The 15,442-nt window shown below is 72.4% G+C and carries 14 protein-coding genes and 4 pseudogenes; 5 read left to right on the top strand and 13 right to left on the bottom strand.

The genetic code is table 11. The features are described 5' to 3' along the window. Positions 1 to 83 precede the first annotated feature (83 nt). The 5 genes from ACLQ24_RS24805 to ACLQ24_RS24825 form a co-directional block, all read right to left on the bottom strand. The gene (locus ACLQ24_RS24805; protein ID WP_425894110.1) at positions 84 to 878 is read right to left on the bottom strand and encodes a polysaccharide deacetylase family protein; all 795 of its coding nucleotides are present in this window, start codon (positions 876 to 878) and stop codon (positions 84 to 86) included. Positions 879 to 953: 75 nt separating this feature from the next. Beyond that, complete coding sequence (locus tag ACLQ24_RS24810) at positions 954 to 1,898, bottom strand: MerR family transcriptional regulator (RefSeq protein ID WP_425894111.1); 945 nt, start codon at positions 1,896 to 1,898, stop codon at positions 954 to 956. Beyond that, the gene (idi, locus tag ACLQ24_RS24815; protein WP_425894112.1) at positions 1,888 to 2,508 is read right to left on the bottom strand and encodes an isopentenyl-diphosphate Delta-isomerase; all 621 of its coding nucleotides are present in this window, start codon (positions 2,506 to 2,508) and stop codon (positions 1,888 to 1,890) included. The genes ACLQ24_RS24810 and idi overlap by 11 nt, the downstream gene beginning before the upstream one ends. After that, positions 2,505 to 3,986 carry a phytoene desaturase family protein gene (gene crtI, locus ACLQ24_RS24820; RefSeq protein ID WP_425894113.1) on the bottom strand — a complete coding sequence of 494 codons (1,482 nt, stop codon included), beginning with the start codon at positions 3,984 to 3,986 and terminating at the stop codon, positions 2,505 to 2,507. The genes idi and crtI overlap by 4 nt, the downstream gene beginning before the upstream one ends. A 28-nt stretch (positions 3,987 to 4,014) precedes the next feature. Next, positions 4,015 to 5,157: a polyprenyl synthetase family protein gene (locus ACLQ24_RS24825; RefSeq protein WP_425894114.1), complete on the bottom strand. Its 1,143-nt coding sequence runs from the start codon at positions 5,155 to 5,157 to the stop codon at positions 4,015 to 4,017. A 64-nt stretch (positions 5,158 to 5,221) separates the two neighbouring features. Between ACLQ24_RS24825 and ACLQ24_RS24830 the strand changes: the two genes are divergently transcribed. Further along, positions 5,222 to 6,145, top strand: a complete 924-nt coding sequence (locus ACLQ24_RS24830; RefSeq protein ID WP_425894115.1) for a phytoene/squalene synthase family protein — start codon at positions 5,222 to 5,224, stop codon at positions 6,143 to 6,145. A gap of 149 nt (positions 6,146 to 6,294) precedes the next feature. On the opposite strand, the gene ACLQ24_RS24835 is transcribed toward ACLQ24_RS24830, so the two are convergent. Continuing rightward, the gene (locus ACLQ24_RS24835) at positions 6,295 to 7,371 is read right to left on the bottom strand and encodes a serine hydrolase domain-containing protein (protein WP_425894116.1); all 1,077 of its coding nucleotides are present in this window, start codon (positions 7,369 to 7,371) and stop codon (positions 6,295 to 6,297) included. A gap of 54 nt (positions 7,372 to 7,425) precedes the next feature. Between ACLQ24_RS24835 and ACLQ24_RS24840 the strand changes: the two are divergent. The 3 genes and pseudogenes from ACLQ24_RS24840 to ACLQ24_RS24850 form a co-directional block, all read left to right on the top strand. Next, positions 7,426 to 8,446 (top strand): annotated as a pseudogene (locus ACLQ24_RS24840) (dihydrolipoyl dehydrogenase family protein); the annotation flags it as partial. A 113-nt stretch (positions 8,447 to 8,559) separates the two neighbouring features. Next, positions 8,560 to 8,937, top strand: a pseudogene (locus ACLQ24_RS24845) (NAD(P)/FAD-dependent oxidoreductase); the annotation flags it as partial. Between the two features lie 113 nt (positions 8,938 to 9,050). Further along, the gene (locus ACLQ24_RS24850; RefSeq protein WP_425894117.1) at positions 9,051 to 10,055 is read left to right on the top strand and encodes a LacI family DNA-binding transcriptional regulator; all 1,005 of its coding nucleotides are present in this window, start codon (positions 9,051 to 9,053) and stop codon (positions 10,053 to 10,055) included. A 154-nt stretch (positions 10,056 to 10,209) separates the two neighbouring features. Here ACLQ24_RS24850 and ACLQ24_RS24855 read toward each other — a convergent pair. After that, positions 10,210 to 10,309, bottom strand: a pseudogene (locus ACLQ24_RS24855) (crotonase/enoyl-CoA hydratase family protein); the annotation flags it as partial. Positions 10,310 to 10,457: 148 nt separating this feature from the next. Between ACLQ24_RS24855 and ACLQ24_RS24860 the strand changes: the two are divergent. Beyond that, entirely contained in the window at positions 10,458 to 11,312 is an 855-nt protein-coding gene (locus ACLQ24_RS24860; RefSeq protein ID WP_425894118.1) for a DUF2231 domain-containing protein, read from the top strand. Positions 11,313 to 11,770: 458 nt separating this feature from the next. On the opposite strand, the pseudogene ACLQ24_RS24865 reads toward ACLQ24_RS24860, so the two are convergent. From ACLQ24_RS24865 to ACLQ24_RS24890, 6 genes and pseudogenes are all read right to left on the bottom strand, one after another. Then, positions 11,771 to 12,871, bottom strand: a pseudogene (locus tag ACLQ24_RS24865) (LysM peptidoglycan-binding domain-containing protein); the annotation flags it as partial. Positions 12,872 to 12,885: 14 nt separating this feature from the next. Further along, the gene (locus ACLQ24_RS24870; RefSeq protein ID WP_425894119.1) at positions 12,886 to 13,320 is read right to left on the bottom strand and encodes a hypothetical protein; all 435 of its coding nucleotides are present in this window, start codon (positions 13,318 to 13,320) and stop codon (positions 12,886 to 12,888) included. Continuing rightward, the gene (locus tag ACLQ24_RS24875) at positions 13,317 to 13,784 is read right to left on the bottom strand and encodes a TadE/TadG family type IV pilus assembly protein (protein ID WP_425894120.1); all 468 of its coding nucleotides are present in this window, start codon (positions 13,782 to 13,784) and stop codon (positions 13,317 to 13,319) included. The genes ACLQ24_RS24870 and ACLQ24_RS24875 overlap by 4 nt, the downstream gene beginning before the upstream one ends. Beyond that, a complete protein-coding gene (locus tag ACLQ24_RS24880; protein ID WP_425894121.1) occupies positions 13,781 to 14,227 on the bottom strand; it encodes a TadE/TadG family type IV pilus assembly protein in 447 nt (148 codons plus the stop codon). Before ACLQ24_RS24880 ends, ACLQ24_RS24875 begins: the two co-directional genes overlap by 4 nt. A gap of 5 nt (positions 14,228 to 14,232) precedes the next feature. Further along, the gene (locus tag ACLQ24_RS24885) at positions 14,233 to 14,436 is read right to left on the bottom strand and encodes a hypothetical protein (RefSeq protein ID WP_425894122.1); all 204 of its coding nucleotides are present in this window, start codon (positions 14,434 to 14,436) and stop codon (positions 14,233 to 14,235) included. A gap of 25 nt (positions 14,437 to 14,461) precedes the next feature. Next, positions 14,462 to 15,331 carry a type II secretion system F family protein gene (locus tag ACLQ24_RS24890; protein ID WP_425894123.1) on the bottom strand — a complete coding sequence of 290 codons (870 nt, stop codon included), beginning with the start codon at positions 15,329 to 15,331 and terminating at the stop codon, positions 14,462 to 14,464. Positions 15,332 to 15,442 lie beyond the last annotated feature (111 nt).

Raw genomic sequence — 15,442 nt, forward strand, 5'->3', positions numbered from 1 at the left:
GGATACCGCGTCACCCTGGAGAACGCGTCGTGAAGCGAACCAACCGCCTCTGACGCGAAGGGAATCTTCGCGTCAGAACCCATCTACTTGAGGCGGGTGATGCCGTAGCGGTGCTTTAGGTCGGCGATCAGGTGGGGGCAGGCGGCGAGCGTCGCGGCCCGGTTACCGCCCCCGTCGTGCAGCAGCACGATGGAACCGGGACGTGCCGCGTTGTGGACCCGCGTGGCGATGGTGGCGGCGGTCGGCTTGTCCCAGTCCTGCGGGTCGACGGCCCAGTGCAGCGGGCGCATGCCGAGCTCCTTGGCGACGGTCACGACCTCCGGCGTCCACCGACCACCGGGCTGGCGGTAGAAGGTCACCGGGGTGCCCGGCGCGGCGGTCTGGATGGCCTTGTTGGTGCGGGCCAGATCGGCCTTGATGTCGGCGATCGGCCGGCGGGCGAGGTCGAGGTCGTGACGCCAACTGTGGTTGCATAGTTGGTGGCCTTCCTGGACGATCCGCCGGATCAGCTCGGGGTGCCGTTGGGCTTCGAGGCCCACCACACAGAAGGTGGCCGTGACGTGGGCCGCCTTCAGTTGGTCGAGCACCTTCGGCGTCCATGCCGGGCTGGGCCCGTCGTCGAACGTGAGCGCCACGGGGCGTACGCCGGTGTTGCGGCGCAGTCCGGCCGGGAGTTCCTTCGGCAGCGGCCGCAGCGGCGGCTTTGTGGGCTTGGTACGGGTGGCACTGGGTGACGGGGTGGGCTTCGGCGTGGGCCCGCTGGTCGACTCGACGGGCTGCGGTCGACCGGCGGCGTGGATGGCGCTGTCTGGCTGAGCGCAACCGGACAAGACCAGCACCACAGCGAGGACGGACGCCAGGGCGGCGCGGGCTTGCATCTGTTCGCTCCCGGAGGGTCGGGGTGGGCGGATTTCTCGACGGTAGTGGAAGCCCCCGGGGAGCCGACAGGTCGGTCAGGCTTCCCGCGATTGGTCGAGCGAATCACGGACCGCGACCGTCAGCGAGACCGCCTCGGCCAGGTCGACCGGCCGGACCACCCCGGCGGGCAAACCGTCGGCCCGCCAGCCAGGGCCGGCGGCGAGGATCAGCAGCGGGCGGCGGGGCGCGGCGAGCAGCGCGCTGAGCTGGGCCGGGTCGGCGGTGGCCCGGGTGTGTGACCAGAGCACCACGGCGGCGGGCCCGGTTCGGCTGACCGCCTCGACGAGGGCGGTCACCGGCACACGGGCACCCAGCATCCGGTAGCTCACCCCGGCCTCGGCGAGCGCGGCGGCCAGTGCTTCCAGGGGGAGTGTGTGCTGCTCCTCGTCGGCGCAGGAGAGCAGGATCCGGGCGGGTCCGGCGGGCGCGTTGGTCCGGCTGGCGGCGGCGAACGCCTCCGACACGCACCGGGAGACCAGGTGTTCCACCTCGATGAGGCCGGAGGTGGCGACATGTCGGTCACCGATGCCGGCGAGCACGGGCCGCAGCAGGGTCTCCCAGGTGGCGACGACTCCGCTGGCGGCGATCGTGTGCGCGATAGTGTCGTTGATCGCCGCCGCGTCCAGGCGCATGGCGGCGCGGGCCAGGCCCCGGGCCGCCGGGCCGGCGCGGCCCACCGGGATGGCGCCGCCGCCGTCGCGGCTCGACGGTCGGGTCCGGCCCCGGACGCCGGAGTCCACGGGCGTCCGGTCCGGTGTCTGCCTGGCCCACCGGGCCGCCTCGGCGGGGCTGACGCCATCGGCGGTCAACCGCCGCATGGTTTCGAGGCGAGCCAGGTCGGCTAGCGTGTACCGGCGGTGATGGCCGGGCACGTGCTCGCTCGGTCCGAGCCCGTAGCGCTGGTGCCAGGTACGCAGCGTGGTGACCGCGACCCCCAGCCGGCGCGCGACGGCGCCCGCGCTCAACGCCTCATCGGCCACCCGGCCGCTCCGCCGCGTCGTCCGCCGGCGATCCGGGCGGGGCCATGGTGGACCCGGGTACGTCCGACGGAGAACCCGAGGGCCGCAGCAGACGGTTCACCACCCCGCCCAGCCAGGGTGCGTACGACCGGGGGTCTCGGTCGAGTTCGGTTTCCAGGGCGGCCGGGTCTGCCCAGCGCAGTTCGGCCACCTCATCCGGGTCGGGCTCGAGCGGCGTGCCGGGCAGGAACTCGCCGCGCAGCACGTGGTCGTACTCGAACTCGACGCGACCGGTGGTCGGGTCCTCGGCGTAGTAGACGTAGACGCCCACCTCGGTCAACTCGACCGGACCGGTGCCCAGTTCCTCGCGCAGCCGCCGGTTGGCCGCCTCGGCGAGTGACTCGCCCGGTCGGGGGTGGCCGCAGCAGGAGTTCGCCCACCGCAGGGGGAAGCGGGTCTTGACCGCGGCCCGTCGTTGCAGCAGCACCTGACCATCCGGATCGACAAGCACCACCGAGAAGGCCCGGTGCAGTTGCCCGGGCGGTTGGTGGGCTTCGGCGACGGTGGTGTCACCGTGGGCCTGGCCGGCGTCGTCGACCAGCTCGACGAGATGGTCCTCGCGGGCGCTCAACGTCCCTCTCCCGTGATTCGGCCGGCGGCCAGCTTGCCGGAGATCAACACCATCGGTACGCCCACGCCGGGTTGGGTTCCGGAGCCGACGAAGACGACGTTCGACAGGTGGCGGTGCAGGTTCGACGGGCGGAACGGCCCGGTCTGGAAGAGTGTGTGCGCGGCGGCGAACGGCGTACCGGCGGCCATGCCCTGCTCGGCCCACTCGGCGGGGGTGATCGCCTGCAAGACCTCCACCCCGGCGCTGAACCCGACGTAGCCGCGCTCCTCGAGCGTCGCGATGAGCTGGTCGCCGTAGCGGCGGGTCAGGTCGCCGCGCCACTCGAAGGGTGCCCGGTCGAGGTTCGGGACGGGCGCGAGCACGTAGTAGGTGTGCCGGTCCGGCGGGGCCGCCGACGGGTCGGTACGGCTGGGATTGGTGACCAACAGCGATGGATCGGTCATCAACTCGCCCCTGCGGATGACCTCATCGAAGGTGCCCTTCCACGCGCGTCCGAAATGGATGTTGTGGTGGGCGATCTTCGCGTAGCCCTGTCGCGACCCGACGTGCAGGACGACGCAGGACGGTGAGTAGGTGAGGCGTCGCGTGGGCGCGGCGGGGAGCAGGTCCCGGTAGGCGACCGGCAGGTCCGGGTTGAGCACCACCACGTCCGCGGGCACCAGCTCGCCGTCGGCGGTGATCACGCCCGTGGCCCGGCCATTCGTGGTCTCCACCCGGGTCACCGTCGTGTCGTACCGGATCTGCACGCCGTGCTTCTCGGCCGCGCCGGCCATTGCCCGGGAGACCGCGTGGATGCCGCCGCGGGGGAAGTAGACACCGGCCACCGAGTCGAGGTACGCGATGACCGCGTAGATGGCCAGCGCGTCGTGCGGCGCGAGGCCGGCGTACATCGCCTGGAAGGAGAAGAGCCGCTGGGTACGCGGGTCCCGGAAGAACTGGTTGATCTTCGTTTGGAGGCGGCGGAAGGCCCCGCCGGCGAGCAGCTTGAGGAGATTGCCGGTGAGCAGGTCGGTCGGCGCGTCCAGGTTGCGCTCGATGAAGTCGGCCCGCTCCAGCCGCCACAGCTCGCGCGCGTAGTCGACGAAGCGCAGGTAACCGTCGGCCTCGCGGGGACCACAGACCCGGGAGATCTCGGCCGCCATCCGGGTGGTGTCGGTGCGCACGTCGAGGGTCGACCCGTCCGGGTAGTACGCCCGGTAGGCCGGGTCCAGCGGAGTGAGGTCGAGCCAGTCGTGCAGCTTTTCGCCGACCGCGCCGAGCGCCTCGGCGATGAGGTCGGGCATGGTGAGCACGGTCGGGCCGGTGTCGAACTCGTAGCCGTCGACCGCCAGCCGTCCGGCGCGTCCGCCGGGGACCGGCTCGCGTTCCAGCACCGACACCTGTCGGCCGCTGCCGGCGAGGTGCAGCGCGCAGGCGAGCCCGCCCAGCCCGGCGCCCACGACAACCACCCGGTCCGTCCGTCCTGTCACCGTCCGCACGTGACCACCTCCTCGAGATACTCGGTCATCAGGCCCGCCGACTGGTGGCAGCGGTGGCCAGTCCGGTCAGCGCGGTCCGCGCCGTGTGGTCCACGGGCGCACTGTCGAGCGCGGCCAGGGCGTCGCCCACCCGCTCGGCGATCATTCGCTCCACCCGGGCCACCGCACCGGTCTCGGCGACCAGGTCGGCGAGCCGGTCGACCGGCTCGCCGTCGGTCTGCTCCAGGGCCCGGCGCTGGCTGGGCGTCGCCAGTTGCCGGGCCAACATGAGCAGCGTGGTCGGCTTGCCGGTGCGCAGGTCGTCGCCGGCCGGTTTGCCGGTCGCCGCAGGGTCGCCGTAGACGCCGAGCAGGTCGTCGCGGAGCTGGAACGCCTCGCCGACGGCCAGGCCGTAGCGGGTGTACGCGGTGACCAGCGTGGCATCGGTCGTCACCCCGGCGAGGCAGGCGCCGAAGAGCAGCGGTCGCTGCACGGTGTAGCTGGCGGTCTTGTAGCGGGCCACGCGCAGTGCCCGGTCGACCGACCAGCTGTCGGGGTCGTTCTCGCCGAGTACGTCGAGGTACTGACCGGCGACCGTCTCGACCCGCATCTGGTCGTAGCAGCGGCGGACCTCGAACAGTCGGGCCGGGGTGATGGTGGCGCGGGAGAGCAGCTTGTCGGCCCAGACCATGCAGAGGTCGCCGATCAGCACGGCGGCCGCCTCGCCGAACCGGTCGGGGTCGCCCCGGTGGCCGGCGGCGACGTGCTGGGCGGCGAGCGCGACGTGTGTGGTGGGCTGGCCGCGCCGTGTGGTGGAGGCGTCCATCACGTCGTCGTGGACCAGCGCGAAGGTGTGTAGCAGTTCGAGAGCGGCCAGCGCGGGCAGCACCGGTGGGAGTGGCTCGTTGGCGTCGACCGCGCCGCGCCAGCCCCAGTAGCCGAACGTGGACCGGATTCGCTTGCCGCCGGAGAGCACGGCCGCGCGTGCGGCGGACGCGAATCCGCCCATGGCTGCGTCGATCTCGGTGAGGGCGTCGACCTCGGCGGTGAGGAATGTGGAGAGGGTCTCGTTCACCGCGGTGATCAGGTCCTGGGTATACGCGGCCAGGATGGCGCGGACCGGATTGTCCCGCTCGCCCGGCCCCGCCGGTGCCACACGTACCGCATTGCCCGCAACTGCGTCGTTGGCCATGAGGGCGAGCGTACCCTAGGGTGCGAGTTGCGTCGATTGGTGCGTCGATATTTGAGGAGGGCCGGTGGACACTGATCTCACCGCTGCCTATGACCGGTGCCGTGAAGTGCACAGACGCTACGGCCGCACCTACTATCTCGCCACCCGGTTGCTTCCCGCGTGGAAACGACGACATGTGCACGCTCTCTACGGATTCACCCGGTACGCCGACGAGATCGTCGACCGCACCGGGGACCTGCCACCGGCCGAGCGGGCCGCCCTGCTCGACGACTGGGCCAGCCGTTTCGTGGCCGGCCTGCACGGCGCGCCGGTCGACGACGAGTTGCTGCCGGCCGTGCTGCACACGATCGCCGTCTTCGATCTCGACCGGGACGACTTCGCGTCGTTTCTCCGGAGCATGGCGATGGACCTGACGGTCACCTCGTACCCGACGTACGACCACCTGCTCGACTACATGGAGGGCTCGGCGGCGGTCATCGGGACGATGATGCTGCCGATCCTGGGCAGCACCGACCCGGCGGCGGCCCGTGAGCCGGCCCGGCAGCTCGGCTTCGCCTTCCAGCTCACCAACTTCATCCGCGACGTCGCCGAGGACCTCGACCGGGGCCGTACCTACCTCCCCGACGAGGACCTGGCGAAGTTCGGCGTCACCCGCGAGGAGCTGATCGAGGCCCGCGACCGGAGGCGCGGCACGCCCCGCACGCGCGAACTGATCGAGTACGAGGTGACCCGCGCCCAGGCGCACTACGCCGCCGCCGCGCCGGGCATCACCATGCTCGCTCCCGCCTCGCAGGCGTGCATGCGCACCGCGTACGCGCTCTACGGCGGCATCCTCGACGAGGTGGCCGCCCAGGACTACGACGTCTTCGCCCGCCGCGCCCTGGTACCGCAGCGGCGACGGATGGCGGTGGCGGCCCGTGCTCTGCTCACGTCGACGGGTACCCCGGTCACGATCGCCGGTCCGACGGTCCAGCCGGCGGCCCCGTGACCGGGGGCACCGCGGTGGCGCTCTCCGCCGACGTCAGCCGCCACGCCCACCGGCGGCGGGCGTGCAGGTCTTCTTCCGCTGGCTCCTCGACGGGGACGTGGCCAACACCCGGCACCGACCCGGTCTGGCTGCGCTGAGCCCAGCGTGTGTCAGAGCACCGAGTGCAGGGCCTCGGCCACCTCGTCGACGCGGTCGTGCTCGGCGAGCTGTGCCGTGACGTACGCGAGCGCGTAGCCGCGCTCCGGGTCGGCCCACGCGCTGCCGCCGCCGAGGCCACCCATGCCCCAACTGCCGTCCGGCTCCCACTGCATGCCCAGCGTCCACCGGACCCGCCGGTCGAGCACCAGGTCCGGGCCGTCGTACTGGACCCGGGTCGCCTCGTCGAGAAGGCCGGGGCTGAACAGCCGTACGCCGTCCAGGACGCCGCCGGCCAGCAGACCCGCGTAGAGCCGACCCAGGCCGACGGAGGTGGCGTGCAGGTTGACCGCGGGCATCTCGGCGGCGCGCCACAGGGGGCTGTTCAGCACGGCGAGGTCCAGCCCGCCGGCCGGGTTGCCCAGCGCCCTCGCCCGCAGTGAGTCCGGCTCGCCGAGCTTGCGGATCGGCCACTGCGGGTCGCCGTAGCGCAGGTCCGCGCAACGCCGTTGGTCCGCCTCGACCAGGCCGAATCCGAGGTCGAGCTGCCACGGTCCGGCGATCTCGTCGGCGAGGAAGCGGCCCACGCTGCGGCCGTCCACCCGGCGGACGAGCTCACCCACCAGGTGGCCGTAGGTCCAGGCGTGCTCGCCGGCCAGCGTTCCTGGCGGCCATTCGGGGTCGGCGGCGGCTAGGTCACCGGCGAGCAGCGCCCAGTCCGTGATCGCGGTGGCCGGCCGGCGCACCGGGAAGGCCGGCAGCCCGGCGGTGTGCGACAAGACCTGTCGCACGGTGGCCGGGGTACGGAACTCCGGCCAGTACTCCTCGACGGGCGAGTCCAGGTCGACGCGCCCCCGGTCGACGAGCAGCAGCAGGCACAGCGCGGCCAGCGGCTTGCCGACCGAGTAGACGTTGACCAGGGTGTCCGGTCGCCACGGCTGGCCGGACGGGCCGTCGCCGGTGCGGGATCCGCCGACCAGGTCGAGCACCTGCTGGCCGTCGTACCAGACGGTGAGGCTGGCGCCGCTCTCTCGGCCGGCGGCCAGCAGGTCGTGGAAGCAGTCCCGGACGGGTGCGAAGCGTGCGTGCATCCGCTCACCGTAGGTGGTCAGAGGCCGTGACCCCGCCGACTTTTCCGGACCCCGATGGTCGGGGCGGGGCCGCTGGGGGATGCTGTCGGGGTGGCAGAGCCGGAGCTGGTGGATGTTGTGGTGGTGGGGCTCGGGGTCGGCGGCGAGGAGGTGGCCGAGCGACTCGCCGAGGCCGGCCTGAGCGTCGTCGGCATCGAACGGGACCTCGTCGGCGGCGAGTGCCCGTACTGGGGCTGCATCCCGAGCAAGATGATGATCAGGGCCGCGAACGCGCTGGCCGAGGCGCGCCGGGTCGACGGCCTGGCGGGCACCGCGCAGGTTCAGCCGGACTGGGCGCCGGTGGCGAAGCGTATCCGCGAGGAAGCCACCGACAGTTGGGACGACAAGGTCGCGGTCGAGCGGTTCACCGGCAAGGGCGGCCGGTTCGTCCGGGGCAGTGGCCGGCTCGACGGTCCGGGGCGGGTCCAGGTCGGTGACCTGGTCTTCCAGGCCCGGCACGGCGTCGTCCTGGGCACCGGCACCCGCCCCTCGGTGCCGCCGATCGACGGCCTGGCCGACACGCCGTACTGGACCAACCACCAGGCGGTCGAGGTCGAGGAGTTGCCGGAGTCGTTGCTGGTGCTCGGCGGTGGCGCGATCGGGCTGGAGCTGGCCCAGGTCTTCGCGCGCTTCGGCGTCCGCGTCACGGTGGTGGAGGCGTTGGACCGGGTGCTGGCCGTGGAGGAACCGGAGGCGTCCGAGGTGGCCGCCGCCGCGCTGCGCGCCGACGGCGTCGAGATCCACACCGGTGTACGCGCCGAGCGGGTTGAGCACAACGGCGACCGTTTCACGCTGCACGGCGGTGGTGGGTCCGAGTTCACCGCCGATCGACTGCTCGTGGTGACCGGCCGCCGGGCACACCTCGAGGAGTTGGGGCTGGACACCGTCGGTGTGGACGCCGCGCAGCGTTACCTGCCGGTGGACGACCGGATGCAGGTGACCGACGGGGTCTGGGCGGTGGGCGACGTGACCGGCGAGGGGGCGTTCACCCACATCGCCATGTACCAGGCGGCCATCGTGGTGTCCGATGTGCTCGCCCACTACCGGCAGGCGACGGCCGGTCCGGACGCCAGCGGGACCGCCAGCGTCGTCGGCGGCGCGATGGGCTCCTCCAGTTCGCTGGCCGCGAGCGGATCGAGCGGGTCGGCCGGCACCGTCCCGCGCGCCGACTACCGCGCGCTGCCCCGGGTGACCTTCACCGATCCCGAGGTCGGCGCCGTGGGGCTGACCGAGCGGCAGGCCCGCGAACGCGGCATCAACGTGCAGGTCGGGTTCACCAAGTTGAGCAGTTCGACCCGGGGCTGGATCCACCAGGTCGGTGACGAGGGCTTCATCAAGCTCATCGCGGACGCCGACCAGGGCGTGTTGATCGGCGCGACGTCGGTCGGCCCGGCCGGTGGTGAGGTGCTGTCCGCGCTGGTGGTGGCGGTGCACGCGGCCGTGCCGCTGAGCCAACTGCGGCACATGATCTACGCGTACCCGACCTTCCACCGCGCCATCGAGGACGCGCTGCGCGACCTGTCCTGACGGCGGCAGCCGGATTCCGCTGGAGGAATCGTGGCAAGGTGCGACAGTTGTGCCGCAAAAGCCGACCGCCTCGCGGTTCATTTCTTTCATTGGTGTGACGTACGACTGCGGCCGTGACCAAGCGGTTGACTGAAGTTGCCAAGAAGGCGGGCGTCAGCGAGGCCACCGTCAGCCGGGTGCTCAACGGCCGGGGCGGTGTCTCCGAGGCGACCCGGACGGCCGTGCTGACCGCGCTCGACGTGCTCGGCTACGAGCGGCCGACCAAGCTGCGCGGAGAGCGTGCCCGGCTGGTCGGGCTGGTGCTGCCCGAGTTGCAGAACCCGATCTTCCCGGCGCTCGCCGAGGTGGTCACCGGGACCCTCGCCCAGCGCGGCTACACGCCGGCGCTCTGCGCCCGCACCATCGGCGGCGTGTCCGAGATGGACTACGTGGAGATGCTTCTCGACCACCAGGTGTCCGGCGTGATCTTCGCTGGCGGCTCGTACGCGCTTGCCGACGCGCGGCACGACCACTACCGGCGGCTGACCGACCGGGGCCTTCCGGTGGTTCTGGTCAACGCCGGTGTGGACGAGTTGGGCTTCCCCCGGGTCTCGACCGACGACGCGGTGGCGGTGGAGCAGGCGTACGGACACCTGCGCTCCCTCGGCCACGAGCGGATCGGCATGGTGCTCGGCCCGGAGGGGCACGTGCCGTCCCGCCGCAAGCTGGACGCGATGGTCCAGGCTGCGAACTGGGGTGACGCCGAACGGGAGTGCGTCGAGCGTTCCAGCTTCTCGATGGAGGGCGCGCGGGTCGCCGCGACCAAACTGGTCGAACGCGGCGTGACCGGCATCATCTGCGCCAGCGACGTCCTGGCCCTGGGCACGATCCGGGCCGCCCGGCGCCTGGGCCGCGCGGTGCCGACCGACATCTCGGTGGTGGGCTTCGACGACTCCGCGTTCATGACCTGCACCGATCCGCCGCTTACCACGGTGCGGCAGCCGATCGAGACGATGGGGCAGGCCGCGGTGGACCTGCTGGTGACCCAGATCGAGGGTGTCGGCGTCCTCCAGGACGAGCTGCTGTTCGAGCCCGAACTGGTGGTCCGCGGCTCCACCGCGCCCGCGCCCGGCCGCTGACCGTGCTCCTGACGTACTGACCGACCGCCCTTCAAGGCCGTCGACCGCTCTCGCGGTCGGCGGCCTTTTTGGTGCCCAAGCCCTGGCATACCGTGCCAATCCCTAATTCTGTCGCGCCCTGCCGTCAAGATGTCGAGTTCTTTCAAAGCAAGGTCTACCGCCGCCCGCGCCTGGCCCGGCGGCACCACCCGGTTGACCAACCCCATCGCGTACGCCTCGTCGGCCGGCACCGCCCGCCCGGTGAGGATCAGGTCCTCCGTACACCCATCCCGCCAGCATGCCCCCACCCCCGGACCTGCGCACCCCGCCTCCGCCCCGAGGGAGATCGGCGCGGAAGGGGGACGCGGCAGGTTTGTCGCCGGTGGTCGGTTTGTGATGGCGATCGCCGGGAAGTCGGTACTCGTGCGAGAGCTATTGACGAAGGTTGAACAGGACTCCCGACTGGACCGCGCCGGTGACCGGTTGCAGAAGGTGGTCCTGGGGACGCTGCGACCGCGCCGGCTGCGGGACCTGCTGCACGGCGTGACGCTGGGGCACCCGCTGCACCCGGCCATGGTGCAGGTGCCGGTCGGGGCGTGGATCAGCGCCGCCGTGCTGGACCTGATGCCGGGGCAGCGCCGGCCGGCAACCGTGCTGGTCGGCCTGGGGACGGTCAGCGCGCTGCCGGCGGCGGTCGCCGGGTTGAACGACTGGGCGGCGCTCTCCCGGGATCAGCGCCGGGTCGGCCTCGTGCACGCCGCCGCGAACACCGTCGGTGTCGGCCTCTACGCCGGATCGCTGGCGGCGCGGCTCTCCGGGCGGAGCGGTGTCGGTAAGGCGCTCGGGTTCCTCGGCCTCTCCGCCGTCAGCCTCGGCGCGTACATCGGTGGGCACCTGGCGTACAAGCAGGGCGCCCAGGTCAACCAGAGCGTGTCCGAGCTGCACCGGATGAGCGACGGGTGGCACTCGCTGGCCGACATGGCGAGCCTGCCGCAGCGCACGCTGATCACTCGCGAGGTGGACGACAACATCTCGGTGATCCTCTACCGACACGGTGACGAGGTCACCGTGATGCTGGAGCGCTGCCCGCACCAGAGCGGACCGTTGGGCGAGGGCGAGGTCCAGGAGATCGACGGCCACGCCTGCGTGGTCTGCCCGTGGCACGGCAGCGCGTTCCGCCTCAACGGCGGCGAGGTCGTGCAGGGGCCCTCCGGCAACGACCAGCAGATCCTGCCCACCCGCGTCCAGGACGGCGTGCTGCAGACCCGCCTGCCCTGAGAGCGACCGGTCACCCTCAACGTGTTGATGCCACAGAGTCATCAAGATGACTCTGTGGCATCGGCCTGTGTGGGGTGTCCGCTCCGGGCGTGGGGTCGTGTGCCGGCCTCGACTCCGGGCGTCAGCCGCCCGTGGGCTGCGAGGATCGGGGGTGGGGCCCTGTGCGGGCGAGGCGTGGGCCGCGACCTACGCGTGCGGGTGCCGGCTCAACCGCGCCGGTGCCGACCGCCCTGTACGCCGTCGTCGTTGGCCCACTCGCCGACAGCCCCGGCAGTGTGATCGGGCAAGGCCATCGGCGTGCCGGTGGGCGAGGCGGGCGTCTCGGTGGCCGCCGCCGCACGACGGGCGGCCCAGGCAGCGCCACTGCCAGCTCGGCCCGCATCACCGCTCTGACCAGGGCTGCCGGTCCGAGCGGCGCGGCTCTCGGTGGTGGAACTGCCGCCGACGCCGGTCGCCCGGCGTCGCGGGGTACCAGCGGCCGCGGTCAACCGGGGTGCGGCGCCGGAGGTGGCGGGGCGTCGGCGCAGCCCGAGAACCGCGCCGATCTGGGCGCCGACGATGCTCGCCACGGCCAGCACGGCGGAGACGGCGAGGGGTCGGTTCACCCGGTCGGTGGTGCTGGCCCGGGCCGCGCCGACGGTCATCGTGGGGGGCTGACCGGTCGACTCCGTACCGCTGGGTGGTGTCTGCTCCGCGCGCTCCGGCGTCGACCGCTCCGGCGTCGACCGCTCCGGCGTCGACCGCTCCGGCGTCGGTCGCGCTGCGGGCGGTTTGGGCGCGGCGGGCCGACCGACGAGTTTGCCGGTCGCGTGCTGGCGTGCGCCCTGGTCGGTGGCCTCCGCCGGTAGCCGGAGCAGTTGCCCGGGACGAATCCGGTCCGGGTCGTCCAACCGGTTCAGCTTGGCGAGTTGCCGGTAGTCGTCGAACTCGTCGAGGTACCGCTCGGCCACCTCGCCGAGGTAGTCGCCCCGGGCGACGCGGTACACCGGCGCAGTCCGGTCGCCGGCGCTCGGCCCGCCGGGCGCGACAAGTCCGAGCGGTCCACTCCCCAGGGCCTCGCGGGGCCCGTTCGCGGCCAGGCCCAGCGGGGCGCTCTGCGTGAGCTGTGCGATGGTGGCCGACGCGCTCGGCTGGGCGTACGCCGGGCCGGTGTAGACCGCCGCGGCGCTGGCGGCGGCCGGGCTGGCCGCGAGGATCAGGGCGACGGAACCGACAAGCGCGGCGGCGGCCTTCTGCTGGCGGCTCATCCCCGGCAGCTTCGGCGCGGGCCGGCGCAGGGTCTGCGCGCCCAACTCGACGAGGACCGAGAAGGCGAACGTGGCCCAGCCGAACCAACCGGCCAGCGCCAGGGCCCGCAGGAAGAGTTGTCCGTCGTCCCGGCTGGTCAGGGCTGTGCCCACCTCGGCCAGAGTGGGCAGATGATCGGGCAGGGGATTGCCGGCGAAGGCGAGCAACGCGACCGGCGCGCCCGCCACCAGGGCGCAGAGCACGACGAGCGCGCCGAGACCGGTGAGGACACGTCCCGTCCGTCGTACGACGGACCGACCCGATGCGGACATGGCTGCCTTCCTTCCTACGGTCCTGCGGTGATGGCCCGCGCGGTCGCCTCGCCGGTGACGGTGACCCGGTCGGCGAAGCCGAACAGGCCGAGCATCGAGCGGCGGTAGGTGATCGTGAGGCGTACCCGGACGACGGTCTCCCCGGCGATCTGCGGGAAGCTCACGGTGTGTCCGGTGGTGGAGCCGGCGGCGGCGAGGTAGTCGGCGACCGCGACGCGAGCCTGCGGCTGGTTGATCCGCGTCGGCCCGCCCTCGATCGCGGTGGCCCGGTCGATGGCCTGTCCGCCCGCGCGGGCCGCCTCGGCGGCCAGGTTGTCGGCGCGTTGCAGCATGCGGAGCTGGCCCGCGCCGTCGAACGAGAGCCCCACGATGGCCAGTACGCCGATCATCGCCACGGCCAGGAAGATGCTGACCCGACCGTGGTCGCCGGAGAGCGTACGGGCGGTCATCGTCGGCTCCGGTAGCGGTCCAGTGGGGAGGTGAAGCTGGCCTCGATGCGGTTCTCGCTGGGCATGCCGGGCACGGCCGAGAGGCGCAGATCCCGGAAGGACACCTGGCATGCGACCGTGACGGTGACCGTCGCATCCTGGCCGAGCGCGCTGCCGTACGCCTTCTCGAAGCTGGTGATGTCGCCTCCGACCGAGCCGCTGAACGTCAGGGTCGGAGTGCCGCTGCAACTGAACCCTCGCCAGTCCAACTGCCGCTGAACCGCGTTGCGCGCTTCCTTGCGGGCGTCGGCCGCGTTCCGGGAGATCGAGGCGGCGCGGGCCGCGTCGTGCGCGGCGGCGTCGATGGCCTCGGCCGCCACCGCGCTGCGCCCGGCCACGCCGGCCAGCACCATCAGCGCGATGAACGCGGGGGCGAGCACCGCCACCTCGATGGAGACCGAGCCCCGCTCGGCGGTTCGGCTCACGGCGCTGTCACCCGCTCGACCGGGCCGTGCGCCGTCTGCCGGATCGCAAAGTCCACGCCGGGTACGACCGACAGGGATCGGCCGGTCACCGTGCAGGTCACGTCGACATCGCTGGTCACACAGCTCGGACCGCCGGCCTTGTCCCAACCCAGCAGCCAGCCGCCGGTGGCGGACAGGAACCGGGTGGCGCTGGCTGTTCCGGCGCCGTCGGACGCGTTGTACCGCCGCTGGGCGTTGACGCCGCTCTGGGCGGCGTTCAACGCCGTGGAACGGGCCAGGAAGACGGCCGCCACCTGGAGTGACGCGAAGAGCAGCACCAGGATCAGTGGCATCACCACGGCCAGCTCCACCGGGTTGGCGCCCCGCTCCCGGTCGCCGGCCACGAGACGACGCCGAGCAGCGAGAACCGCCCGGCGCCACCTCGGGTACGTGGCTCGGCGCATGCCGGCTACTTCGGGTTCGTGTGGCTCGGAATGGCCTTCATCCAGTCGTTGGCCTTGCCCAGGGCCAGGCCGGTGACGATGGTCGCCACGAAGACCAGACCAAAGATGATCACGGCGGTCGGCACCGGGCTGTCGCCCCGCTCGCCGTCGCGCCGCAGCTCGGCGAGGCGCGTCGTCACCACGACGTGCAGGTAGGTGAGGATGGACATGGCGTACTCCTTCTTGGGGGTCGGATCAGACACGGGCGATGAACGGGTAGACGACGAAACCGAGCAGCACGAAGACGAGCAGCGCGCCCGGGATGTCGAGTCGGCTGGTCACGCCCTCGGCGCGGGCCAGGTTGTCGGTGCGGATCTGGTCGCGGAGCGAGTCGGCACGGCTGCGCAGGGTCTCGTGCACCTGCGCGCCCTCGCTGCCGGATGAGCGCATGATCGCGCCGACGTCGCCCAACTCCGGAATGCCGATCTTGTCGGCGAGGTCACGCAGCTCGTCCCAGGGCGCGTGCATCTGCATCTGGGCGATCCGCAGCGCCTCCTGAAGGCGGTCGAACACCCAGCCGTCGCAGACCGCGGCGGCCCGCTCCAGCGACTGCACCGGCCCGTGCGCGGCAGAGAGCTGTAGGGCCACCAGGTCCAGATAGGTGCACACGGCCTGGCGGAACTCGTCGCGGGCGGCGTTCGCCTTGGTCAGCACCGACCGGTGCGCCAGCAGAGCGGCGATCAACGCCATGCCGAGGCCCCCGAGCACCGGTACGACCAGCGGCAGCGAGATGCCGAGGACGAACAGCGCCACCCCGAGCAGGGTCGGCGTGGCCAGCCCGATCAGCGCGGACAGCAGCACCGACAGCGCGTACTGCTCGGGGGTCTGACCGATCAGGGCGAGCTGCCGGTGCGGCGGTCGCAACCAGCGGGACATCCCGGTCAGCCAGTCCAACCGGCGGGAGGCGGGAGCGGCCACCCGCCCGGTGCCCGGCGGTTGGTGCAGGCGGCGCAGCGCCGGCCCGAGCGCGGGAGTGGCCGGCACCAGCTCGCGGATCACCAGGAACAGGCCCAACCCGATCGCCGCTCCACCGGACACGGCGACACCGATGAGCCAGTTGATGATCACCGCGGGCCCCCTGCGGGCACGGTGGCACTCACGCTCATTGGTGCACCCTTGTCTCACTCGGGCCGATCGGGGTTCGAGTGCACCGGTGACTGTCGGGCCATCGCCCAG

Origin of the sequence: Micromonospora sp. DT4 (assembly GCF_049841675.1) — a bacterium.
Lineage (GTDB): Bacteria > Actinomycetota > Actinomycetes > Mycobacteriales > Micromonosporaceae > Micromonospora.